Here is a 20,072-nt window from a genome sequence, read left to right on the forward strand (position 1 = left end):
GCAGTTCAAAATAAAAATATTAAATATTTATTGCTTATCCCCGCTATTTTCTTTATAATACATACCGGTTATGGAATTGGCTTTTTATGTGGGGCTATAGAAAGTTTAAATAGAAATAATTTCATAAGGAAGATAGAACTACATATAAGATTACTCTTCCCTCATTATCAACACCGAGAAAAGAATCTTCTTCTTTCAATTATCCAAGGGAGGGGATTAGATATTGGATGTGGTGCTGAAAAAGTTTCTCCTTCTTGCATAGGAATAGATATTATCGCGCCTGGGGAGAAAGGTAGATTTGGTTCTCAAAAAGGAAAAATCTCAGTAGCAGATTATGTTATTTCTGGAGACAATCTCCATATTTTTAAAGATGAGGAATTTGACTTTATTGTAGCAAAACATAATTTAGAGCATTATTCACATCCAGATAAAACTCTGATGGAATGGAAGAGAGTGTTAAAAAAAGGGGGTAAGATAGGAGTTATTGTTCCTGACGATAGATATGTGGATTCTACTGGATTAGACCCTACACATAAAGTGAGTTTCACTTTGGAAAATTTAGAAGAATTATTTAAAAACAAAGGTTTTATAATTCTTGCCTCAGGAGTAGCAATAAAACATTGGAGTATTTACTTAATAGCTAAAAAACCAGAAATATAGAAGTGTAAAATGAACTGGCCTAAAATTTCTTTTATTGTATGTACCTACAACTGTAAAAACAATGCAGAAAGATGTTTTACCAGTATAAAAAAACAGAAATACCCTGGGGAGATAGAATTGATTGCATCTGATGGTGGGTCTGCCGATGGAACTGTTGAACTTCTTCAAAATATGGGTATCAAAGTTTTTTATAACAAAGAAAAATATCCAGAAGGTAAAGGCAGGGGAAAATGGCTTGGATATATACATAGTTCTGGAGATATATTAATCTTTATTGACTCTGATAATGCACTTGTTGAAGATACATGGTTAATGGAAATGGTTAAACCATTGATAAATGACCCATATATCAATTTCTGTATATGTAGAATGGCTGTAGTAAAAACAGATAAAGCGGTAAATAGATATCTAAGTTTGATTGGAACTGACCCATTTGTTTCATATAAGTCCATTGACTCTCTCTTAGCACTGAGAAAACTAAAACTCATTGATAGAGGTGACTACTGGGTTTATAAAATTACTTTAGACAATTTCATTATAACAGGAGGCTATTACTTTACTATCTGGAAAAAAACACTTGATATAATAGGAGGATATACCCATGATACTGATGTTGTCTATAACCTTGCTAAAAATAATATATCTACGGTTGCAATCCCTAAAAACGCTCATCTTCACCATCTTATCTCAGATAGTATAGTACAATTCACAAGAAAAAAGTTCTGGTGGGCAACTGTATATTTCAGTATTCAAAAAGAAGGCAGGGACTTTACTTGGATGCCTACTACAAAAAAAGAAAAGATATGGTTGGGTATGAGGACTATAAAAAATCTATTATTTATTCCGGAACTTCTTACAGGTATAAAAATGTGGATAATTGATAAAGAACCAGCATGGTTGCTACATCCTCTTATGGTTTTTCTTACAACGGGAGCATATTTTTCTGCATATGTAAAATCTACTTTAAATAAAAAATGGCTATAGAAAAAAAAATTATTGTAATTCTCGCCTTGATATACCTAATTACAGGTATTTCAGGTATAAAATGGGGACTACCCTCATCATATCTTAATAAAATTTATTTTTACCAGTCATCTTCTCTTGAACAAAATTTAAACGATATAGAATTTTCTCATGGTAAATTACCACGTTATACTTATAATCCGATAAGAAGTTATCACCCTGATGAGTATTTTATTATAAAAACACTTCAATCTATCAATCTCCCTTCGTTAAAATTTTCCATAGGGCAGTTTTCAATAGGCGGTGTTTATCTTTATATGTATGGTTTTCTGTTATTCATTCTTTCTTTTACTGGTCTTGTCCATCTAAACAAAGATATTACATATTATTTCTTACATCCTGAAGAAATTGCAAAATTCTATTTAACTGGCAGGATAATATGTCTCATTTACGGTCTTGGAATAGTTTTACTCACTTATATTATCACGAGAAAAATTTCAAAAAATAGAACTGCTCCTTTTATCGCTTCTATTATATTAATTTTTTCTCCTTTATTCCTCTTAAATTCTCACTATATGTATGTAGATATTCCAGGAACTTTCTGGATAATGCTCTCACTATATCTTTCCATAAGATATTGTCAGGATAAGTGGAAATCAGGTCCTTTAATAATCGGACTCTTTACAGGACTTGCAGCAGGAACAAAGATTACTTTCATCCTCTCATTTTTCATATCTATTTTAGCCATACTATTAACAGAGAAGAAAATACAAGATTTGTTTAAACAGTTTACATTGACCTTCTGTGGATTTCTATTTTCTTTTGTTTTGTTTAATCCTTTCTGCTTTTTTGCTTTAAAAGAATTATTCTTTGGAACAGGACAGGGTAGTGTTGCTTTTTCTTTTACTCCTTTGTTTTACATTCTTTCATTGAAATATGGATTAGGATTATTGTTATTTGTTTTTCTCTTTATTGGAATTATCTTTTCAGGACAGAAAATTTTTGAACGTGAGAGAATTTTAATATTGCTTTGGGGATTATTCTTCTTTTTTGTTCTCTCTTCATGTAGTGGGAAATTTGCCCGTTATATCCTTCCAATTGTGCCACTATTTATAATATTAGGTATTGATTTCTGGTTCTCTTATTCTAAGATAAATCTTGTAAAATTTTTAAAAAAAGGGATATTATCGCTCGTATTAATAAGTACTTTTATATATGGAATGGCATTTGAAATGCTATTTATAAAAGAAAATATACGCACAGAAGCGGGTGTATGGATTAAAGAAAATATCCCTGCAGGTAGTAGTATAGGCGTTACAGAAGTACCATGGCAGTTTCAGATGCCACCTTTTGATTATTATGTCTATAAGGTAGAGGTCACAGGATATGATATTGAATCGTTAAAAGAAACACAACCTGACTACTTTATTCTTTCTTCATTTCAGGCACCAATTCCTCCTTACCCTCTTAAATTACAGAAAGAAAGAATTAATTTTTATAAAGAGTTTATTGCTACAGGGATGTATACAGAAGAAATGCGATTTGAAAAATATCCATCTTTGGGATTTATATCTTTCAGATTTAAAACCCTGCCTGAGGATTTAATATATCTGAATCCTTCTATTGTGATTTACAGAAAAGTCATTTATAATAATTAACTACATCTTTTCTCTTCTCTCCAACTCTTTTTATCAGATAGGATTATAAGAAGAGAAAGATGCGAACATAAAGGGAAAAAGAAATGTTTGATTACCATTTACCAAAAGAATTAATAGCACAGTATCCCTTTAAGAAAAGGGATAAAGCACGGTTAATGGTGTTGAATAGAAATAAAGGAGAGATAAAAGAAAATATATTTAATGAGATTACAGAATATTTTGAGGAAGGAGACACATTGGTATTAAATGATTCAAAAGTAATACCTGCTCGTTTAAGAGGTAAAAAAAATACAGGAGGGAAAATTGAAATTTTTCTATTAAGAAAAACACAACCATATATATGGGAAGTTTTAATCAGAGGGAATATAAAACAAAAACAGGAATGCGAAGTAATAAAAGAAAATAGAAAACTATCCTTAAAGATTCTGGAAAGAACCGCAACGGGAAGTTATATAATAGAATTCCCTACAGATAAAGAATCGGAAATTTTTAATTTTGGAGAGATACCTCTTCCTCCTTATATAAAGAGAAAGCCTGAAAAAGAGGATGATATATTTTATCAGACAGTATATGGTAAAAAAGAAGGTTCAGTCGCAGCACCAACAGCAGGATTGCATTTTACTAATCCACTACTGGGGAAAATTGAAAATAAGGGGATTAATATTACTTATATAACTCTACATATTGGATGGGCTTCGTTCAAGATATTAAGAGATACAGAAAAAGAAGTAGGAGAAGAGTTTATAGAGATTTCAGAAGAAGCATCTAAAATAATAAATAAAACAAAAAAAGAAAAAAGGAGAGTGATTGCTGTAGGAACAAGTACAGTAAGGACACTTGAGAGTTCTGTAAAAGAAGGTAGAATTATTCCTTCCTGTGGATATACAGACCTATTTATAAAACCCGGTTTCAAGTTTAAAATCGTAGATGCTCTTATTACAAATTTTCACTTACCGGGTTCAACCCATCTTTTACTCGTATGTGCCTTTGGAGGAACCCACTTTATAGAAAAAGCATATAAAATTGCTATTGAAAAAAAATACAGGTTCTATTCATATGGAGATGCAATGTTAATTGTGTAAAAATTAACATTAATCTGAGTTTTTCTTCTTTAGAAATAGGAAGTTGTGAAAAGGAAGTAAATGATGGAGAAATGTATATTTAAGGTACTTAAAAAAGATGAAGGGACAGATGCAAGGATAGGCGAGATATATACATCCCATGGGATTGTTCAAACACCATGTTTTATGCCTGTTGCTACACTCGGGACAGTTAAAACACTTTCCTCGGAAGACCTTTTAGAAATAGGAGTAGAGATGCTTATCTCCAATGCTTACCATCTTTATTTAAAACCAGGTATAGATATTATAACCAGAGCAGGTACCCTCCATAAATTTATGAACTGGTACAGACCTATTGTAACAGATAGCGGGGGGTTTCAGATATTCAGTTTAGAAAATGTTAAGATAGAAGAAGATGGTGTTTATTTCAGGTCAAAGTTAGATGGTTCACTACACTTTATAACACCTGAAAAGTCAATTGAAATCCAGAATAAAATTGCAGCAGATATTATAATGGCTTTTGACTATTGCCCTAAATTATGGGATGACTATAGAGAAGTAGAAAGAAGTGTAGAGATTACGATAAAATGGGCTAAAAGATGCCTTGACTTTTTCAATGCCAAAAAAATAGAAGGGCAACAACTCTTTAGTATTATACAGGGTGGAATATATAATGAACTGCGAGAAAGATGTCTTGAAACAATGTTATATATGAACTTTGACGGTTTTGCAATAGGTGGCTTAAGTATAGGAGAACCCTTTGAAAAAACAACTGAAACTATCTCATTTACAGTTAGACAACTCCCTTCAGAGAAAGTAAGATATTTTATGGGACTCGGGATGCCTTTACAGATTCTGGATATGGTAGAGATGGGTATAGACCTTTTTGATTGTGGTATGCCCACACATATAGCACGAACTGGCTCCACACTTACCTCAAAAGGAAAGATAAATATAAAGGCAGGCAGATATAAAAATGACCTTTCTCCTCTGGATGAAGAGTGTAATTGCCTTGTCTGTAAAAATTATACAAAAGCATATATAAGACATCTTATTAATACAAATGAAATTTTGGGTTTAAGATTAAACTCTTATCATAATATCTATTTCATAATAAAATTTATGGAAGACATTAGAAGAAGCATAAAAGAAGGGTCTTTCAGAAAATTTCGCAAAAACTTTGAAAAGAAGTATAATAATATCTGAAATTCATTTTTTTTATCTATTACTCTCCCATCATATAAAAAAGGAGAGAAAGAAGCAAAACGGAATAAAAAAAAGAGGAGGATAAAAAATGATATTTGCACAAACACAACCAGTACAAACAAATCCATTAGGTGCTTTATTCCCACTTATATTGATATTCTTCGTTTTTTATTTCCTTTTAATTTTACCTCAACAGAAAAAGCAGAAAGCACATAAAAAAATGCTGGATGAACTTAAAGAAGGAGATAGAGTTATTACAATAGGTGGTGCGATTGGAACTGTAAGCAAAATCAAAGATAATATAATAACTATTGAGTTTAAAGATGGAGTTAAAATTGATTTTATAAAAAATGCTATATCTCAGGTAATTAAACCACAGACATAAAAATGATGGAAGCAAAATTCCCTCCGCAATATAATCCTGAAGGAATAGAAACAGAACTATATAAGTTCTGGGAACAGAGTGGTTACTTTTCCACTTTTTATCATAGGAAAGAAAGAAAATATTATGTAATAGTAATACCTCCTCCTAATATAACAGGTGTTCTTCATATGGGACATGCTCTTAATAATACTATACAAGATATTTTAATCAGGTGGAAGAGAATGTCAGGATTCAACGCATTATGGATTCCAGGAACAGACCATGCAGGGATAGCCACACAGAATGTTGTTGAAAAGATGCTGAGGGAGAAAAATTTAGACAGAAAAACGCTCGGTAGAGAGAAATTTATTGAAGAAGTCTGGAAATGGAAAGAAAAATATGGCTCAACTATTATATTTCAATTAAAAAAATTGGGTGCTTCCTGTGATTGGACAAGAGAAAGATTCACTATGGATAAAGAGCTATCTCATGCTGTTAGAGAAGCTTTTATCCATCTTTATAACAAGGGACTTATTTATAAAGGAAAACGTATAATCCATTGGTGTTGTAGATGTGGAACAGCACTCTCTGATGAAGAAGTAAATTATAGAGATGAAGATACTTTTCTTTACTATATAAAATATCCTCTTATAGATGGAGGTTTTATTGAGGTCGCTACAACAAGGCCAGAAACAATGTTGGGAGATACTGCTGTTGCAGTTAATCCAATAGATGAAAGATACAAAAGATTTATAGGAAAACAGATAAAACTACCTTTCGTAGATAGAATTATACCGATTATACAGGATGAAAAAGTAGAGTTAGAATTTGGTACTGGAGCAGTAAAAGTTACCCCTGCCCATGACCCTGTGGATTTTGAAATAGGGACAAGCCATAATCTACCTTTTGTTATTGTTATTAATGAAGAAGGAATAATGAATGACTTTGCAGGAAGATTCAAAGGGATGGATAGGTTTAAATGTAGAGAAGAAATAGTCAAAGCATTAGATGAAATGAAACTTCTAACAAAAAGGGAATCATATACTACAAGGATAGGGATATGCTACAGATGTGATACTGTAATAGAACCTTATCTTTCCTCACAGTGGTTTGTAAGGATGAAACCTCTTGCAGAACCAGCAATAGAAGCAGCGGAAAAAAATATTTTGAAATTTCATCCTGAACGATGGAAAAAGGTTTATCTTAATTGGTTATATAATATCAAGGACTGGTGTATCAGCAGACAGATATGGTGGGGACACAGAATACCTGTATGGTATTGTAAGGAATGTTATGAAAATAACTCAGAAAAAGGTATTTTTGTTTCTATAGATATTCCTGTTAATTGTCCATCTTGCGGAGGGTCTAATATCTATCAGGACCCGGATGTACTTGATACATGGTTTTCTTCATGGTTATGGCCATTTTCCGTATTTGGCTGGCCTGAACAAACACAAGACCTTGAAATTTATTATCCTACAGATACCCTTGTAACCGCTCAAGAAATTCTTTTCTTCTGGGTTGCAAGAATGGTAATGGCTGGTTATGAATTTATGGGAAAACAACCATTTACAAATATTGTAATACATGGAACAGTAAGAGATAAAACTGGAAGAAAAATGAGTAAATCACTTGGTAATATAATAGACCCTCTTGATATTATTGAAAACTATGGAGCAGATAGTTTAAGATTTGGGCTAATCTCTATGACATCAGCAGGTCAGGATGTATTCCTTTCCCCGACATTTTATATTAAGGGGAGGAATTTCACAAACAAACTATGGAATGCATCCAGATTTATTATCAGTACTGCAGAGAAGTCTAAAGACAAAATTATATTACCAGAAGGATTTGAAGGGATAAAATTCCCTGAAAAGTGGATTATTACAGTCCTTGATGAGTGTATTGAAAAAACAACTAATGCTTTGAATGATTTTAGACTTAACGAAGCCATAAACACACTTTATGACTTTTTCTGGCATACTTTTTGTGACTGGTATCTTGAAATATCTAAGGTATATACGGGATATGAAGAAGATTATTTTAAAGAAAAAGTTATACCTATACTATTTCATATACATATAACCCTTTTAAAAATGTTACATCCTTTCATACCATTTATAACAGAAAAATTATGGCAGATTTTTATAAACTATTGCAATTTAGAACAAAACAGTATAATGATAAGTTCGTGGCCTGAAAGACGTGGCATTATCAGAGAAGAAACAATTATAGAAAATATGGAAGATATTATGGAAATAATAACGAGTATACGAAATCTTAAAATGCGTTTTGGTATTCCTATCTCAAGACAGATTAGTTGTTATTTTGACCATATTCCGGAAGAATTATCTCTTAGAATAATATCAAAACTGGCTGGGGTAGATAAAATTTCTAGTTTTCCAGAAGGTAAAAAAGAAAATCTATTGATAAAAAATTTAAGAGAGGGTAGAATTGGAATATCTTTTGAGGGTATAATAGATATCCCGAAAGAGCTTGATAAACTATACAGAGAAGAGTTTAAGTTAAACAGTCATCTTGTAAAGATAGAAAAAAAGTTAAATAGTCCTGATTTTATATCAAAAGCACCGGAAGAGGTTCAACAGAAGGAAAAAGAGAAAAAACAACAGTTAGAAGAAGCTCTGGAAAATATAAGGAAAGACATAAATTTTATAGTGGGAAAGTAAAAACAAGATAAAAGAAAGGAGAAATATGGATGTTTTTGTTAATATCAATGGGAAACAGGTAAGAGTAAAAGAGGGGATGTTGTTTTCAACCTTTAGAATCAAAGACAAAAAAGTTGGAGATCAGATACAACTTATCCCTGTGTGCTGTATAGATGAACAGGGAATAGTCACCGATGCCAGAAAACTTAAAAATATAAAGGTCATATGTGATATTGTTGAAGAAAAAAAGGGCAAAAAGGTCTATTCCTTCAAGAAAAAATCCAAAACTGGATATAAGAGAGGATATGGGCATAGAGATAAGTTGATGGTAATCAAAGTATCAACGATAGAAAAAAAGTGAAGACCTCTAAAGAGATAATTTCTGGTACCTTCGCAGGAAGGAAAGCAGTTCTTGTTGCATTTAGAGAACATAAAGAATATGAGACAGAAGAAGCGGTTAAAGAATTGGAATTTTTATCAGCAACATTACGTCTTAAAGTTATAAAAGAATTTATCTACAGGCAAGATACTGTCCATCCTGCTACCTATATTGGTAAAGGACGTCTTGAAGAAATAAAAGCATATACAGACAGAGAGAAAATTGATTTTCTTATATTCGGCACTGAACTTACACCTGTCCAACAGAGAAATTTAGAGGACTATATAAAAATAAGAGTAATTGATCGGACAGAACTTATACTTCATATATTCGGAGAACATGCAAAATCAAGAGAAGGTAAAATCCAGGTTGAGCTCGCCCAACTTTCCTATATACTTCCGAGATTAACTGGTTATGGTATATCTCTTTCAAGAACAGGAGGAGGCTTCGGAACAAGAGGTCCCGGAGAAATGAAACTTGAAGTATATAGAAGACGAATTAAAGAAAGAATGCATCGTCTAAAAGAGGAGATAAAAGAGATAGAACAACATAGAGAAATTATCCGAAGGTCAAGAAAAAGAAAAAATTTCCCTCTGGTTTCTATAATTGGTTATACTAATGTAGGGAAGACAAGCATAATAAACAAAATGAGTTCCTCAGAACTTTATGTAGCCAATAAACTATTTTCTACACTGGACCCTGCAACAAGGGGAGTCTATCTGGGAGAAAACAGAATATGTCTTATAACAGATACTGTAGGACTTCTTCATAATATACCTCACCATATGATAGAAGCATTTAAATCCACTCTTGAAGAAGTCAGTTTTGCAGACCTTATCCTCTGTGTATATGACTGCTCTTTACCAAATATGGAAAAGCAATACAGGACTGTTATAGACGTTCTTAAACTACTTTCCTGTGAGGATAAACCTAAAATTGATGTGTATAATAAGATAGACCTTTTAAATATAGAGGACCTGCATATCATCAAGGATAGATATCCTGAGGCTGTTTTCATCTCTACATATACAGGTGAGGGTATTGATACTTTAAAAGATAGGATAAAAGAGGTTCTATATGGGAATCCCGTTAGGACTTAATGACACAAAAAAAATTTCAGAGATAGTAGAAGTGATAGAAAAGGGAAGATATTTTCTACTCACAACTCATCGTAATATAGATGGAGATGCTATAGGAAGTGAACTTGCACTTTACAGTGCATTAAAAAGAGCAGGAAAAGAAGCAATTATTATAAACCAGGACAGTATACCTGCTATATATAAATTTTTACCCTATACAAGAAAAATTCAGACATATATATCAGATACTTTAATAGTACCGGATATTGCCATAGTTATTGACTGTGGCTCCGCCGATAGAACAGGAAGTGTTTTCAAACTTGTAAAAAGAGCAAAAATTATTGTAAATATAGACCACCATTTTTCTAATCCCGGATTTGCAAATATAAATTGGATAAATCACCATTTCTCAGCAACAGGTGAGATGGTCTACTTTTTAATATCTTGTTTTAATAAAGATATTTCTAGAAAAGAAGCAGAGTGTCTTTACACAGCAATACTTACAGATACAGGAAATTTCATTTATAATATAAGCCCATTTACTATGGAAGTTATACAGAATTTAATAAACAAAGGTATTTCTCCTGTAAAAATTGCGAGAAAGGTATATTTAGAAAGGCCTTTTAGGTCTATTAAACTACTTTCCCTCGCACTAAGAAACTTAAAATTTGAAAGAAGGAAAAAGGTCTGCTGGATGAAGATAAGTCAGGATATGTACAGAAATACCAGAACAAAAGAGGAAGATACAGAAAATTTTATTGATTTGCTGGTAAAGATAAAAGAGGCGAATATAGTATTCCTGATTAAAGAGACACATAATGTAATAAAAGTAAGTTTAAGAAGTAAGGGAAGATTTGATGTTGAAAGAATAGCTGCAAAATTTGGTGGAGGAGGACATAAAAAAGCAGCGGGTTGTTATTTTACAGGCACATCATTGGATGAAGTAGAAGAAAAAATACTTAACGAAATTGATAAAATAAAATCTTTAAGAAATTATGAACGGGATAATCCCTGTAAATAAACCAGAAGGTATTACTTCCTATGATGTAATACGATTTATAAAAAGGACTTTTAGATTAAGAGATAAGATAGGACACGCAGGAACACTTGATCCCCTTGCTTCAGGAATTCTTATTATCTGTGTGGGAAAAGCTACTAAAATGAGCACAAAATTTATGAATATGGAAAAAGAATATGAAGCAAAATTACTACTTGGAGTTATAACAGACACAGATGATATCAATGGAAAAGTTATAAAAGAAAATGAGGTTAATGTTGATGAGAAAGAGATTAAAAATATTATAAAAAGTTTTGAAGGTGAAATTGAACAGATTCCTCCTATTGTTTCTGCAATAAAAAAAGAAGGGACACCTTTCTACAAACTACACAGAAGGGGAATATCTTTATCTCCGCCTGTAAGAAAGGTTTTTATAAAAAAGATTGATATAATAAATATCTCTCTCCCTTATGTGAAATTCAGGGTTATTTGTTCAAAGGGTACTTATATAAGAGCATTATGTAGAGATATTGGCAACAAACTTGGTTGTGGAGGAACACAGACAGGTCTGAAAAGAATAAGGGTAGGGGATTTTAAAATAGAAGATACAGTTACATTGGAAGAATTAGAGAAAAACGGACTGGAGCGATATATTATTACTGTTTAGTAGTTTTTTAAACTTTAAAATGTAATATGAGCGATAGAATAAAAAATGAATTACAGATAAGTGTTGCAGGTATAAGAGGAATATACCCTGACTTTCTCACCTCTGAAATTGTCTTTAACTTTGGGGTAGTATTTGGAAGTTATGTAAAAACAAAAAAAGTTCTTGTATGTTGTGATACAAGAAAAAGTGGTAGGTCATTAAAGGATGCTATAATCACAGGTATTTTATGTACAGGCAAAGATGTTGTTGACCTCGGAATCGCACCTACACCTGAAATGGGATACATAATAGAAAAAGAATTGGGGGGTAGATCTACAGGAATAGTAATTACAGCAAGTCATAATCCTCAAGAATATAATGGTATAAAATTCTTCTCTGAAAAAGGGACATTTTTGAATGAAGTGGAGATGAAAAAACTTCTAGATATCTATTATAAAAGGTCTGTTATTGTATCAAAGGAACCAGGATTTCTTTCTTCAGAAGAATATACTGACAATTATTTCAAAAGCATATATAAAGTAGTAGATGCTGAAAGAATAAGAAAGAAAAAATTTAAGGTTGTGGTTGATGTATGTCAGGGAGTAGGTGCAATCATCACAGAAGAATTTTTGAGAGGACTCGGTTGCGATGTAAAAATAATAAATAAGGACCCCATAGGTATTTTTGCCCATAATCCTGAACCACTACCAGAAAATCTTCTTACTCTTTCTGAACAAGTTATAAAAGAGAAGGCAGATATTGGATTTGCTCAGGACCCTGATTGTGACCGTCTGGCTATTGTTTGCGAAGACGGGGTTATCCCTGGAGAAGAAATAGTTATTGTTCTTTGTACCAGAGATATTCTTGAATATCATAGGAAAGGAAATATTGTTGTTAATCTTTCTACTACATCACTTATAGATGATGTAGTTAAGGATTCAGGAATTTCTGTTTATAGAACAAAGATAGGTGAGATAAATGTTGTTGAAAAAATGAAGGAAACTCATGCTGTCATAGGGGGAGAAGGAAATGGTGGGGTCATTTTTCCTGATGTACATTACGGAAGAGATAGTTTTGTCGGCATGGCTTTAATTTTAGAATATCTATCCTATAGAGAGAAAAATATCTCTAAAATAATATATGAAATGCCAAAATACTTTATGATAAAAAAGAAGATAAACATTTCGGATAGAAAAAAAGTAGAAGAGATATTAAACAGGATTAGGAAACAGATAATAGATAAAGAAAACATAAATATGGAGGATGGAATAAAAATAATAAGAAATGATGGATGGATTCACATAAGGCCATCAGGAACAGAACCAGTTATACGAATTTATGTTGAAGCCAGAAGTAAAAATATTGCAGAAAAATATTTATCGGAATTCGCTCAAAAAGTAGATACATAAACCACAAAAAATAACAATAGGACTATCTCTTCCTTGTGTTATCTCTCCTTTTATAAAAATCTTCTATACATCTTACTGCTTCTTTAGGCTCTTCCACAACTCTGAAAATATCCATATCCATACGGTCTATATATCCCTTACTTACAAGTACTTCATCCATCCATTCAATAAGTCCTTTCCAGTATTCAATACCTATAAGTACCACAGGGAACCTATGAATTCTTTCTGTCTGAATAAGTGTTATTGTTTCTGAAAATTCATCCAGTGTTCCAAACCCACCTGGAAAAATAATAAAACCTTTTGCATATTTTACAAACATAACCTTTCTTGTAAAAAAATATCTACATGATATCAATGTTTTTATATATGGGTTGGGCTTTTGTTCATGTGGAAGTTCAATATTTATTCCTATTGATTCACCTTTACCAAGTACTGCACCTAAATTTGCTGCTTCCATAATCCCGGGACCACCTCCCGTAATAACAGCATATCCTTTTTCTGCAAGTAATCTCGCTGTCTCCACTGCCTTTTTATAATATCTATCGTCTTTCCCAACATTAGCAGAACCCCATATAGTTACAGCATTTTCTATCTTTTCAAGTGTTTCAAATCCATCTACGAACTCTGACATTATTCTGAATATTCTCCACGCATCTGATTCATATCCTTTATTCCTCATTTTTCCTCCCTGCTTCTTTAACAGGGTCAACTATTAAAAACAAATCCTCATATCTTCGTACTATAACCTCTTTACCTTCAGGAATTTCTCCGAAAGTACTCCTCGCTCTCCAGTATTCTCCCTGAATAAAAATAAGTCCTTCCGGTTTTAATGCCTTTACAACCCTTCCAATTTCTCCAATAAGTCCTTCTTTACCTGTAACGATTTTCCTATTCTTTGTTTTTAACATGAACCATATAGCAAACGATAGTATAAGAGGTATTATTATTGTCAAGCCGATTATTAGGAAAATTGATATACCGGATTCTCCTTCTGGTCTGAAAAGGAAAAATGAACCTAAAAACAATGTTATGGTACCGGATATTATAAACAATCCGAAAGAAGGAGTAATTGCCTCTATAACGAATAGAATAAAACTTACTACAATAAGTAATAATCCTGCAATATTAATAGGTAAGGTATGAAGAGCAAAAAAGGCAAGTATAAGAGAAACTGTACCAACAATACCCGGAAGACCAACACCAGGATGATAAAGTTCAATCAAAATTCCTAACATTCCTATTGTTAACAAAAGATAAGCAATATTTGGGTCAGAAATAGTTTTAAGAATACGTTCTTTAAATGTCTCTTCTGGTGTCAGTAGCCGAATATCCTTTGTTGATAAAACTACCTCTTTGAACTCATTAACCTTTATAATTTTTCCATCAACAGATACCAGAAGTTCTTCTATATCATTAGCAACTATATCTATAACATTATCTTTAAGTGCTTCTTCTGCTGTAGAAGAAATACTCTCTCTTACTGCTTTCTCTACCCACTTAAGATTTCTTCCACGGTAGGCAGCAATACTTTTAATAAAACTAACTGTGTCATTTACTACCTTTTCTTCCATCTTATCTTCCTGTTGTCCTGTAATTGTTACAGGATGAGCAGCACCTATATTTGTTGCAGGGGACATAGCTACAACATGACAGGAAAGTACAATAAAAACCCCTGCTGAAGCACACTGTGCTCCTTTAGGATAGACATAGGCAATAACAGGAATATTGGAGGAAAGTATCTCCTGAACAATTTTTCTTGTAGAAGAAAGAAGTCCACCTGGAGTATCAACTATCAATAAAACAAAATCTGCATTATTCCTCTCAGCAAGGTTAAGGGTATTCTTTATCTGATAGTAAGTAATAGGACCTATAGCACTATCTATATTAAGTTTATATGCAATCTTCTCGGCTGATAAAAATCCCGTTATACAAAAAAGTAATAATAATATCTTCCTCATACTTTTATAATACCACATTCTCAATATAAATGTAATCTCTGTTTTGACAGTGAGAATACATAATAGTAAAATTGTAAACACGTATATTTATACGTTGAGGGGGAGTATATGAAAAAAGTTGAAATATATGATACAACTCTTCGTGACGGAGCACAGGGAGAATCTGTTTATTTTACTCTTAATGATAAACTGAAAATCGCTGAAAAATTAGATGAGTTTGGTATTGACTTTATTGAAGGTGGATGGCCAGGTTCAAATCCAAAAGATATTGCTTTTTTTAAAAAGGTCCGCCATAAAAAATTTAAAAATGTAAAAATTGTTGCATTTGGCAGTACAAGGAGAAAAAACCTTACTGCAGATAAAGACCCATTTCTTAAACAACTCATTGAGAGTGGAACAGAATATATCACTATATTTGGCAAATCATGGGACCTTCATGTAAAAGATGTTTTAAAAATCTCACTTGACGAAAACTTGAAACTTATAGAGGACTCTATAAAATTTCTTAAGTCAAAAGGAAGATATGTTTTCTTTGATGCAGAACATTTTTTTGATGGATATAAAAAGAATCCTGCATATGCTTTTAAAACACTTATAGTTGCTGAAGATGCAGGTGCGGATAAGATAATTCTATGTGATACAAACGGTGGTTCTTTACCTTTTGAAATAGAAGATATAGTAAAGAATATTTCCTTGAAAATTAAAATACCGATAGGTATTCATGCTCATAACGACTCAGGAGTAGGTATTGCAAACTCTATCGCAGCAGTAAAAATGGGTGCAAATCATGTACAAGGGACTATGAATGGAATTGGAGAAAGATGTGGAAATGCTGATCTTTCCGTAATTATACCAATACTACAGTTAAAAATGGGATACAGATGTGTGGATACAGATAAACTTGTTCATCTTACAGAAGTATCCCGTTTTATATATGAGGTTGCCAATATCATACCTCCAAATTCTCAACCTTTTGTAGGTATGAGTGCGTTTGCACATAAAGGTGGAGTCCATGTAGATGCTGTTAATAAAAATCCTGAAACATATGAACATATAGACCCCGCTAAAGTTGGAAATGAAAGAAGAATTCTTATTTCAGAACTTTCAGGCAAAAGTACGATATTGCAGAAAACAAAAACGTATAATCTTACAAAGAAACCTGAACTTATTAAAAAAATTTTAGATAAAATTGTAAATATGGAAAATAATGGCTATCAATTTGAAGCAGCAGATGCCTCCTTTGACATTATAGTGAGAAAAACTATAGGTGAGTATAAAAAACTTTTCACTGTGGAAGGATTTAGAGTTATTGTAGAAAAGCGTGGTAATAAAGTTGTATCAGAAGCCACAGTAAAAGTTAAAGTAGATAAATATGTTGAACATACTGCCAGTGAAGGCAATGGACCTGTCAATGCTCTTGATAATGCCCTGAGAAAAGCACTGGTTAAGTTTTATCCTGAAATTGAAAAAATAAAACTTACTGATTATAGAGTAAGAATACTGCATCCTGAAGATGCTACAGCGGCGATAACAAGAGTAATAATAGAAAGTGCAGATGAAACTGGTTCTTGGGGAACAATAGGAGTCTCAGAAAACATTATTGAAGCATCTTTACTAGCATTGCTTGATAGTATTGAATATAAATTACATAAAACAAGAGTAAAATAACCATCTTATAGATTTTTCTAATCACTATATATATCATTCTTCTTCAACTGTGGGTTTTAGAAACAATGAACATTCTCTTCTGATATTTTCAAAATATTTTATGTAATATTCTGCCAGTTTTGGCGAATATATAATCACAGATGTTTCATTATTCTTTTCCATTGCCGAATATGACCAATTCGCACTTCCTACTATAACATATTTTCTGTCTATAACAAGCATTTTTGAATGTGTAGTCCTATCAGGTGGAGAAAAATATACGGATATACCATTATTGGAAAGATATCTTGCTGTTTTCAAATTCTCAACAGTTGCATGAGAAGAATAGTCCTTATCTGACTGGTTAAATATAATCTCTATTTTAACACCTCTCTTCTTTGCTTCTATTAATTCCTTCAAAAAGATATTTGTTGGACTATCAGAGTATTCAGGATAATAACTTGCAAGAAACATTATTATATATACTGAATAACGTGCTTCTTTTAACCGTGGTAAAAGTAATCTCTGATAATCACGATTATTCGCGGGAAAAATCCTCCCTTCAAAGATATCTGATGGAACTGCTAAAGTTTGAAAGAAGAAAAAAATACATATAAAGGCTATTGTTAATTTACGCATTTTTTTTATCCTGAAACTTTCTTATAAGGGTATGAATATCCAATTTGTTTTGATAAATAGCTTTTCCTATAATAACTCCATCGGGCTTATATTTCATTTTTTGAAGAATCTCTATATCTAATTCACTGGTAATTCCCCCCGAAATAATAATTTCATCGGGTTTTTCAGAAAAATTATAAATTTTATTTAAGATATCTTCCACAGAATTTTTATCCATTCCATTGAGTGTTCCATCTTTCTCAACATTGGTAATAATAAATCTTCTAAAACCCTTTTTTAACAATTTTGTAATCACATAATAAGGAGTTAAGGGGAGAGTAACTTCCCACCCACTCAGGGCTATTTCATCTTTAATGTAATCAACAGAAACTATAATTTTTTCTTTCAATTTATTATCTATTTTGTCAATAAGGTCTATTTCAGGAATTTCTTTCTCTTCATTAAATACCTTACCTGACTGTTGATAAAAAAGTTTAATCTCATTTTTAAGAAATCCCTCTTCCATTGCTACAGGTATTAGAATAGATGTCCCCAGTATTGTATAGTCAACTCCTTCTTCAATAAAATATCTGATCTGAGAATATCTCCTTAATCCTCCACCAACTTGAATTTCACAGGTATTATCATAAATATCTCTTATTTTCACTATCTTTTGCAGTACATCTTTTTCTTCTAACAATTGTCCTGTATGTGCACCCCATAAAAATATAATATGTAATCTTTTCACCCCAGCAGTAAGGAATCTACGGACAACTTCATCTGGTTTCACATTATAATGTGAAATTTTATTGAAATCCCCTTTGTATAATCTTACTACTTCACTTCTTTTTAGGTCTATTGCTGGAATTATAAGCATCTACAATCCTTTCTGTAAACGTACACCTAGGGAAATTACTACATCCCAAAAATACACCATAACGTCCATTTTTCACTACAAGAGATGCTTTACATTTAGGACATACCCTATTTTCTGCTAAAACACGATTAAATATCTCATTGTATTCAGATACTTTCTCTTTTGCATTTTCTAACATAACTTTATATTTACTGTAAAATTCCTGTAATATATCTGTCCATTGTTTGTCACCTTCTGCAATTTTGTCGAGAGACTCTTCCATCTCTGCAGTAAAATCTATTTTGATTATTTCAGGGAAGAATCTCTCAAGAATCTCACAGACAGCTTTTCCTATTTTTAAAGGCACCAATGTGTTTTTCTCCTTCTTTATATATCCTCTATTGAAAAGAATTGAAATTGTAGGAGCATAGGTAGAAGGCCTTCCTATACCATTTTTCTCAAGTGCCTTTATTAAACTCGCTTCTGTGTATCTTGGTGGTGGATTTGTCTTATGCTGTTCTTTAAAATATTCTTTGACCTCTAATAATTCGCCTTTTTGAATATCACAAATAACACTTTCTCCTTCATCCACCTTTATATTCCATAATTTTGTAAAACCATCAAAAACAATTTCATTGCTTTCTGCAATAAATCCATATCCTCCATTTTTTGCAATCAATTTTACATTTTTTACAACTGCCTCTTTCATCTGGCTAGCAACAAATCTTTTCCATATCAAATTGTATAGTTTATACTGTTGCTCATTCAAAAATTGCTTCATCCTATCAGGTGTTCTAAATACAGATGTAGGTCTTATAGCTTCATGTGCTTCTTGAGCAGATGCTTTACCTTTATATATATGTGGTTTTTCAGGAATGTATTCATTACCAAACATTCCTTTTATATACTTCAATGCTTGGTCTCTCGCCTGCTTTGCTATAGCAGGAGAATCGGTTCTCATATATGTAATAAGACCTATATCTCCTTCGTCTGTTTTGATACCTTCATATAACTGTTGGGCTATTACCATTGTTTTTGAAGAGGAAAAACCTAGTTTTATAGATGCCTCCTGCTGAAGAGTACTGGTAATAAAAGGTGGATACGGTTTAATCTTTTTATCTTCTTCTTTTTTATCTACAACAATTAATACTCCTTTTTTCAAATCCTCTAATATATTATCAACCTCATTTTCATCTTTAAGTCCGTACTTTTCTATCTTCTTTTCTCCTATTTCTATAAGAGTCATAAAAAAATCTCTTCCGTTTTTTATCCCATTTACTTTTATAATCCAGTATATCTGTGGAATAAAATTTTCAATTGCTCTTTCTCTTTCTACTATCAATTTCAAAGCTACTGACTGAACACGTCCCGCAGAAAGACCTTTCCCAAGGAACGGACTTAATGTATATCCAACGATACGGTCAAGAATTCTCCTTGCCTGTTGAGAATTTACAAGGTCAATATATATAGAACGTGGAGAATCAAATGCTTTTTTTACAGATTCAGGGATAATTTCGTGAAAGACAACCCTTTTCACATCAGAAGGATCTTTCCCTATAATATTTGCTATATGCCATGCAATCGCTTCTCCTTCTCTATCTTCATCTGTAGCGAGAAAAATATCTTTATATTGTTCAGCTGCCTTTTTAAGATTTGCCACTATCTTTTTTTTACCAGGTATAAGCACATATTTCGGCTTAAAATTATTTGCAATATCCACCCCCATCTCACCTTCTGGCAAGTCTCTAATATGTCCCATTGTTGCCATAATTCTATAATCCCTACCTAAAATACTCCCAATCGTTCTTGCTTTTGTAGGCGATTCTACTATTACAAGTCCTTTATTCACAAAACACCTCTTTTTTATTTATTCTATTATATTACTTTTTATTTCCTGGACAAACA

At 32.2% G+C, this 20,072-nt stretch carries 18 protein-coding genes; 13 read left to right on the forward strand and 5 right to left on the reverse strand.

What is annotated here, in order from left to right:
• The 12 genes from N3D17_01800 to glmM form a co-directional block, all read left to right on the forward strand.
• On the forward strand, positions 1-660 hold a 660-nt coding region (locus N3D17_01800; protein ID MCX8082122.1), incomplete at its 5' end, for a class I SAM-dependent methyltransferase.
• Between the two features lie 9 nt (positions 661-669).
• On the forward strand, positions 670-1,644 hold the full coding sequence (locus N3D17_01805) for a glycosyltransferase family 2 protein (GenBank protein ID MCX8082123.1): 975 nt from the start codon (positions 670-672) through the stop codon (positions 1,642-1,644).
• Positions 1,635-3,281 carry a glycosyltransferase family 39 protein gene (locus tag N3D17_01810; protein MCX8082124.1) on the forward strand — a complete coding sequence of 549 codons (1,647 nt, stop codon included), beginning with the start codon at positions 1,635-1,637 and terminating at the stop codon, positions 3,279-3,281. The genes N3D17_01805 and N3D17_01810 overlap by 10 nt, the downstream gene beginning before the upstream one ends.
• Before the next feature lie 83 nt (positions 3,282-3,364).
• Positions 3,365-4,363, forward strand: coding sequence for a tRNA preQ1(34) S-adenosylmethionine ribosyltransferase-isomerase QueA (queA, locus tag N3D17_01815; protein MCX8082125.1), 999 nt, complete (start codon positions 3,365-3,367; stop codon positions 4,361-4,363).
• 60 nt (positions 4,364-4,423) lie between these two features.
• Positions 4,424-5,548 carry a tRNA guanosine(34) transglycosylase Tgt gene (tgt, locus tag N3D17_01820; GenBank protein ID MCX8082126.1) on the forward strand — a complete coding sequence of 375 codons (1,125 nt, stop codon included), beginning with the start codon at positions 4,424-4,426 and terminating at the stop codon, positions 5,546-5,548.
• Between the two features lie 88 nt (positions 5,549-5,636).
• Positions 5,637-5,933: a preprotein translocase subunit YajC gene (gene yajC / locus N3D17_01825; protein ID MCX8082127.1), complete on the forward strand. Its 297-nt coding sequence runs from the start codon at positions 5,637-5,639 to the stop codon at positions 5,931-5,933.
• 5 nt (positions 5,934-5,938) lie between these two features.
• The gene (locus tag N3D17_01830) at positions 5,939-8,599 is read left to right on the forward strand and encodes a valine--tRNA ligase (GenBank protein MCX8082128.1); all 2,661 of its coding nucleotides are present in this window, start codon (positions 5,939-5,941) and stop codon (positions 8,597-8,599) included.
• 25 nt (positions 8,600-8,624) lie between these two features.
• Positions 8,625-8,939 carry a 50S ribosomal protein L21 gene (gene rplU / locus N3D17_01835; protein MCX8082129.1) on the forward strand — a complete coding sequence of 105 codons (315 nt, stop codon included), beginning with the start codon at positions 8,625-8,627 and terminating at the stop codon, positions 8,937-8,939.
• The gene (gene hflX, locus N3D17_01840; GenBank protein MCX8082130.1) at positions 8,936-10,057 is read left to right on the forward strand and encodes a GTPase HflX; all 1,122 of its coding nucleotides are present in this window, start codon (positions 8,936-8,938) and stop codon (positions 10,055-10,057) included. Before rplU ends, hflX begins: the two co-directional genes overlap by 4 nt.
• Positions 10,035-11,057, forward strand: a complete 1,023-nt coding sequence (locus N3D17_01845; GenBank protein ID MCX8082131.1) for a bifunctional oligoribonuclease/PAP phosphatase NrnA — start codon at positions 10,035-10,037, stop codon at positions 11,055-11,057. The genes hflX and N3D17_01845 overlap by 23 nt, the downstream gene beginning before the upstream one ends.
• Entirely contained in the window at positions 11,032-11,700 is a 669-nt protein-coding gene (gene truB / locus N3D17_01850; GenBank protein MCX8082132.1) for a tRNA pseudouridine(55) synthase TruB, read from the forward strand. The genes N3D17_01845 and truB overlap by 26 nt, the downstream gene beginning before the upstream one ends.
• Before the next feature lie 26 nt (positions 11,701-11,726).
• Positions 11,727-13,088: a phosphoglucosamine mutase gene (glmM, locus tag N3D17_01855; protein ID MCX8082133.1), complete on the forward strand. Its 1,362-nt coding sequence runs from the start codon at positions 11,727-11,729 to the stop codon at positions 13,086-13,088.
• A gap of 22 nt (positions 13,089-13,110) precedes the next feature.
• Here glmM and N3D17_01860 read toward each other — a convergent pair whose 3' ends face one another.
• Positions 13,111-13,767 carry a TIGR00730 family Rossman fold protein gene (locus tag N3D17_01860; GenBank protein ID MCX8082134.1) on the reverse strand — a complete coding sequence of 219 codons (657 nt, stop codon included), beginning with the start codon at positions 13,765-13,767 and terminating at the stop codon, positions 13,111-13,113.
• Positions 13,757-15,046 carry a nodulation protein NfeD gene (locus tag N3D17_01865; GenBank protein MCX8082135.1) on the reverse strand — a complete coding sequence of 430 codons (1,290 nt, stop codon included), beginning with the start codon at positions 15,044-15,046 and terminating at the stop codon, positions 13,757-13,759. Before N3D17_01865 ends, N3D17_01860 begins: the two co-directional genes overlap by 11 nt.
• A gap of 108 nt (positions 15,047-15,154) precedes the next feature.
• On the opposite strand from N3D17_01865, the gene cimA reads away from it, so the two are divergent.
• Positions 15,155-16,714 carry a citramalate synthase gene (gene cimA, locus N3D17_01870; GenBank protein MCX8082136.1) on the forward strand — a complete coding sequence of 520 codons (1,560 nt, stop codon included), beginning with the start codon at positions 15,155-15,157 and terminating at the stop codon, positions 16,712-16,714.
• Positions 16,715-16,747: 33 nt separating this feature from the next.
• Here cimA and N3D17_01875 read toward each other — a convergent pair whose 3' ends face one another.
• Genes N3D17_01875 through topA form a run of 3 tightly spaced genes read right to left on the reverse strand, consistent with a single transcriptional unit; the run spans position 16,748 to position 20,016 of the window.
• Positions 16,748-17,332 carry a phospholipase D-like domain-containing protein gene (locus tag N3D17_01875; protein MCX8082137.1) on the reverse strand — a complete coding sequence of 195 codons (585 nt, stop codon included), beginning with the start codon at positions 17,330-17,332 and terminating at the stop codon, positions 16,748-16,750.
• Complete coding sequence (locus N3D17_01880; GenBank protein MCX8082138.1) at positions 17,325-18,188, reverse strand: HisA/HisF-related TIM barrel protein; 864 nt, start codon at positions 18,186-18,188, stop codon at positions 17,325-17,327. The genes N3D17_01875 and N3D17_01880 overlap by 8 nt, the downstream gene beginning before the upstream one ends.
• On the reverse strand, positions 18,151-20,016 hold the full coding sequence (gene topA / locus N3D17_01885; GenBank protein MCX8082139.1) for a type I DNA topoisomerase: 1,866 nt from the start codon (positions 20,014-20,016) through the stop codon (positions 18,151-18,153). Before topA ends, N3D17_01880 begins: the two co-directional genes overlap by 38 nt.
• Positions 20,017-20,072: the final 56 nt, after the last annotated feature.

This window comes from bacterium (genome assembly GCA_026414725.1).
Classification (GTDB): domain Bacteria; phylum Ratteibacteria; class UBA8468; order B48-G9; family JAFGKM01; genus JAAYXZ01.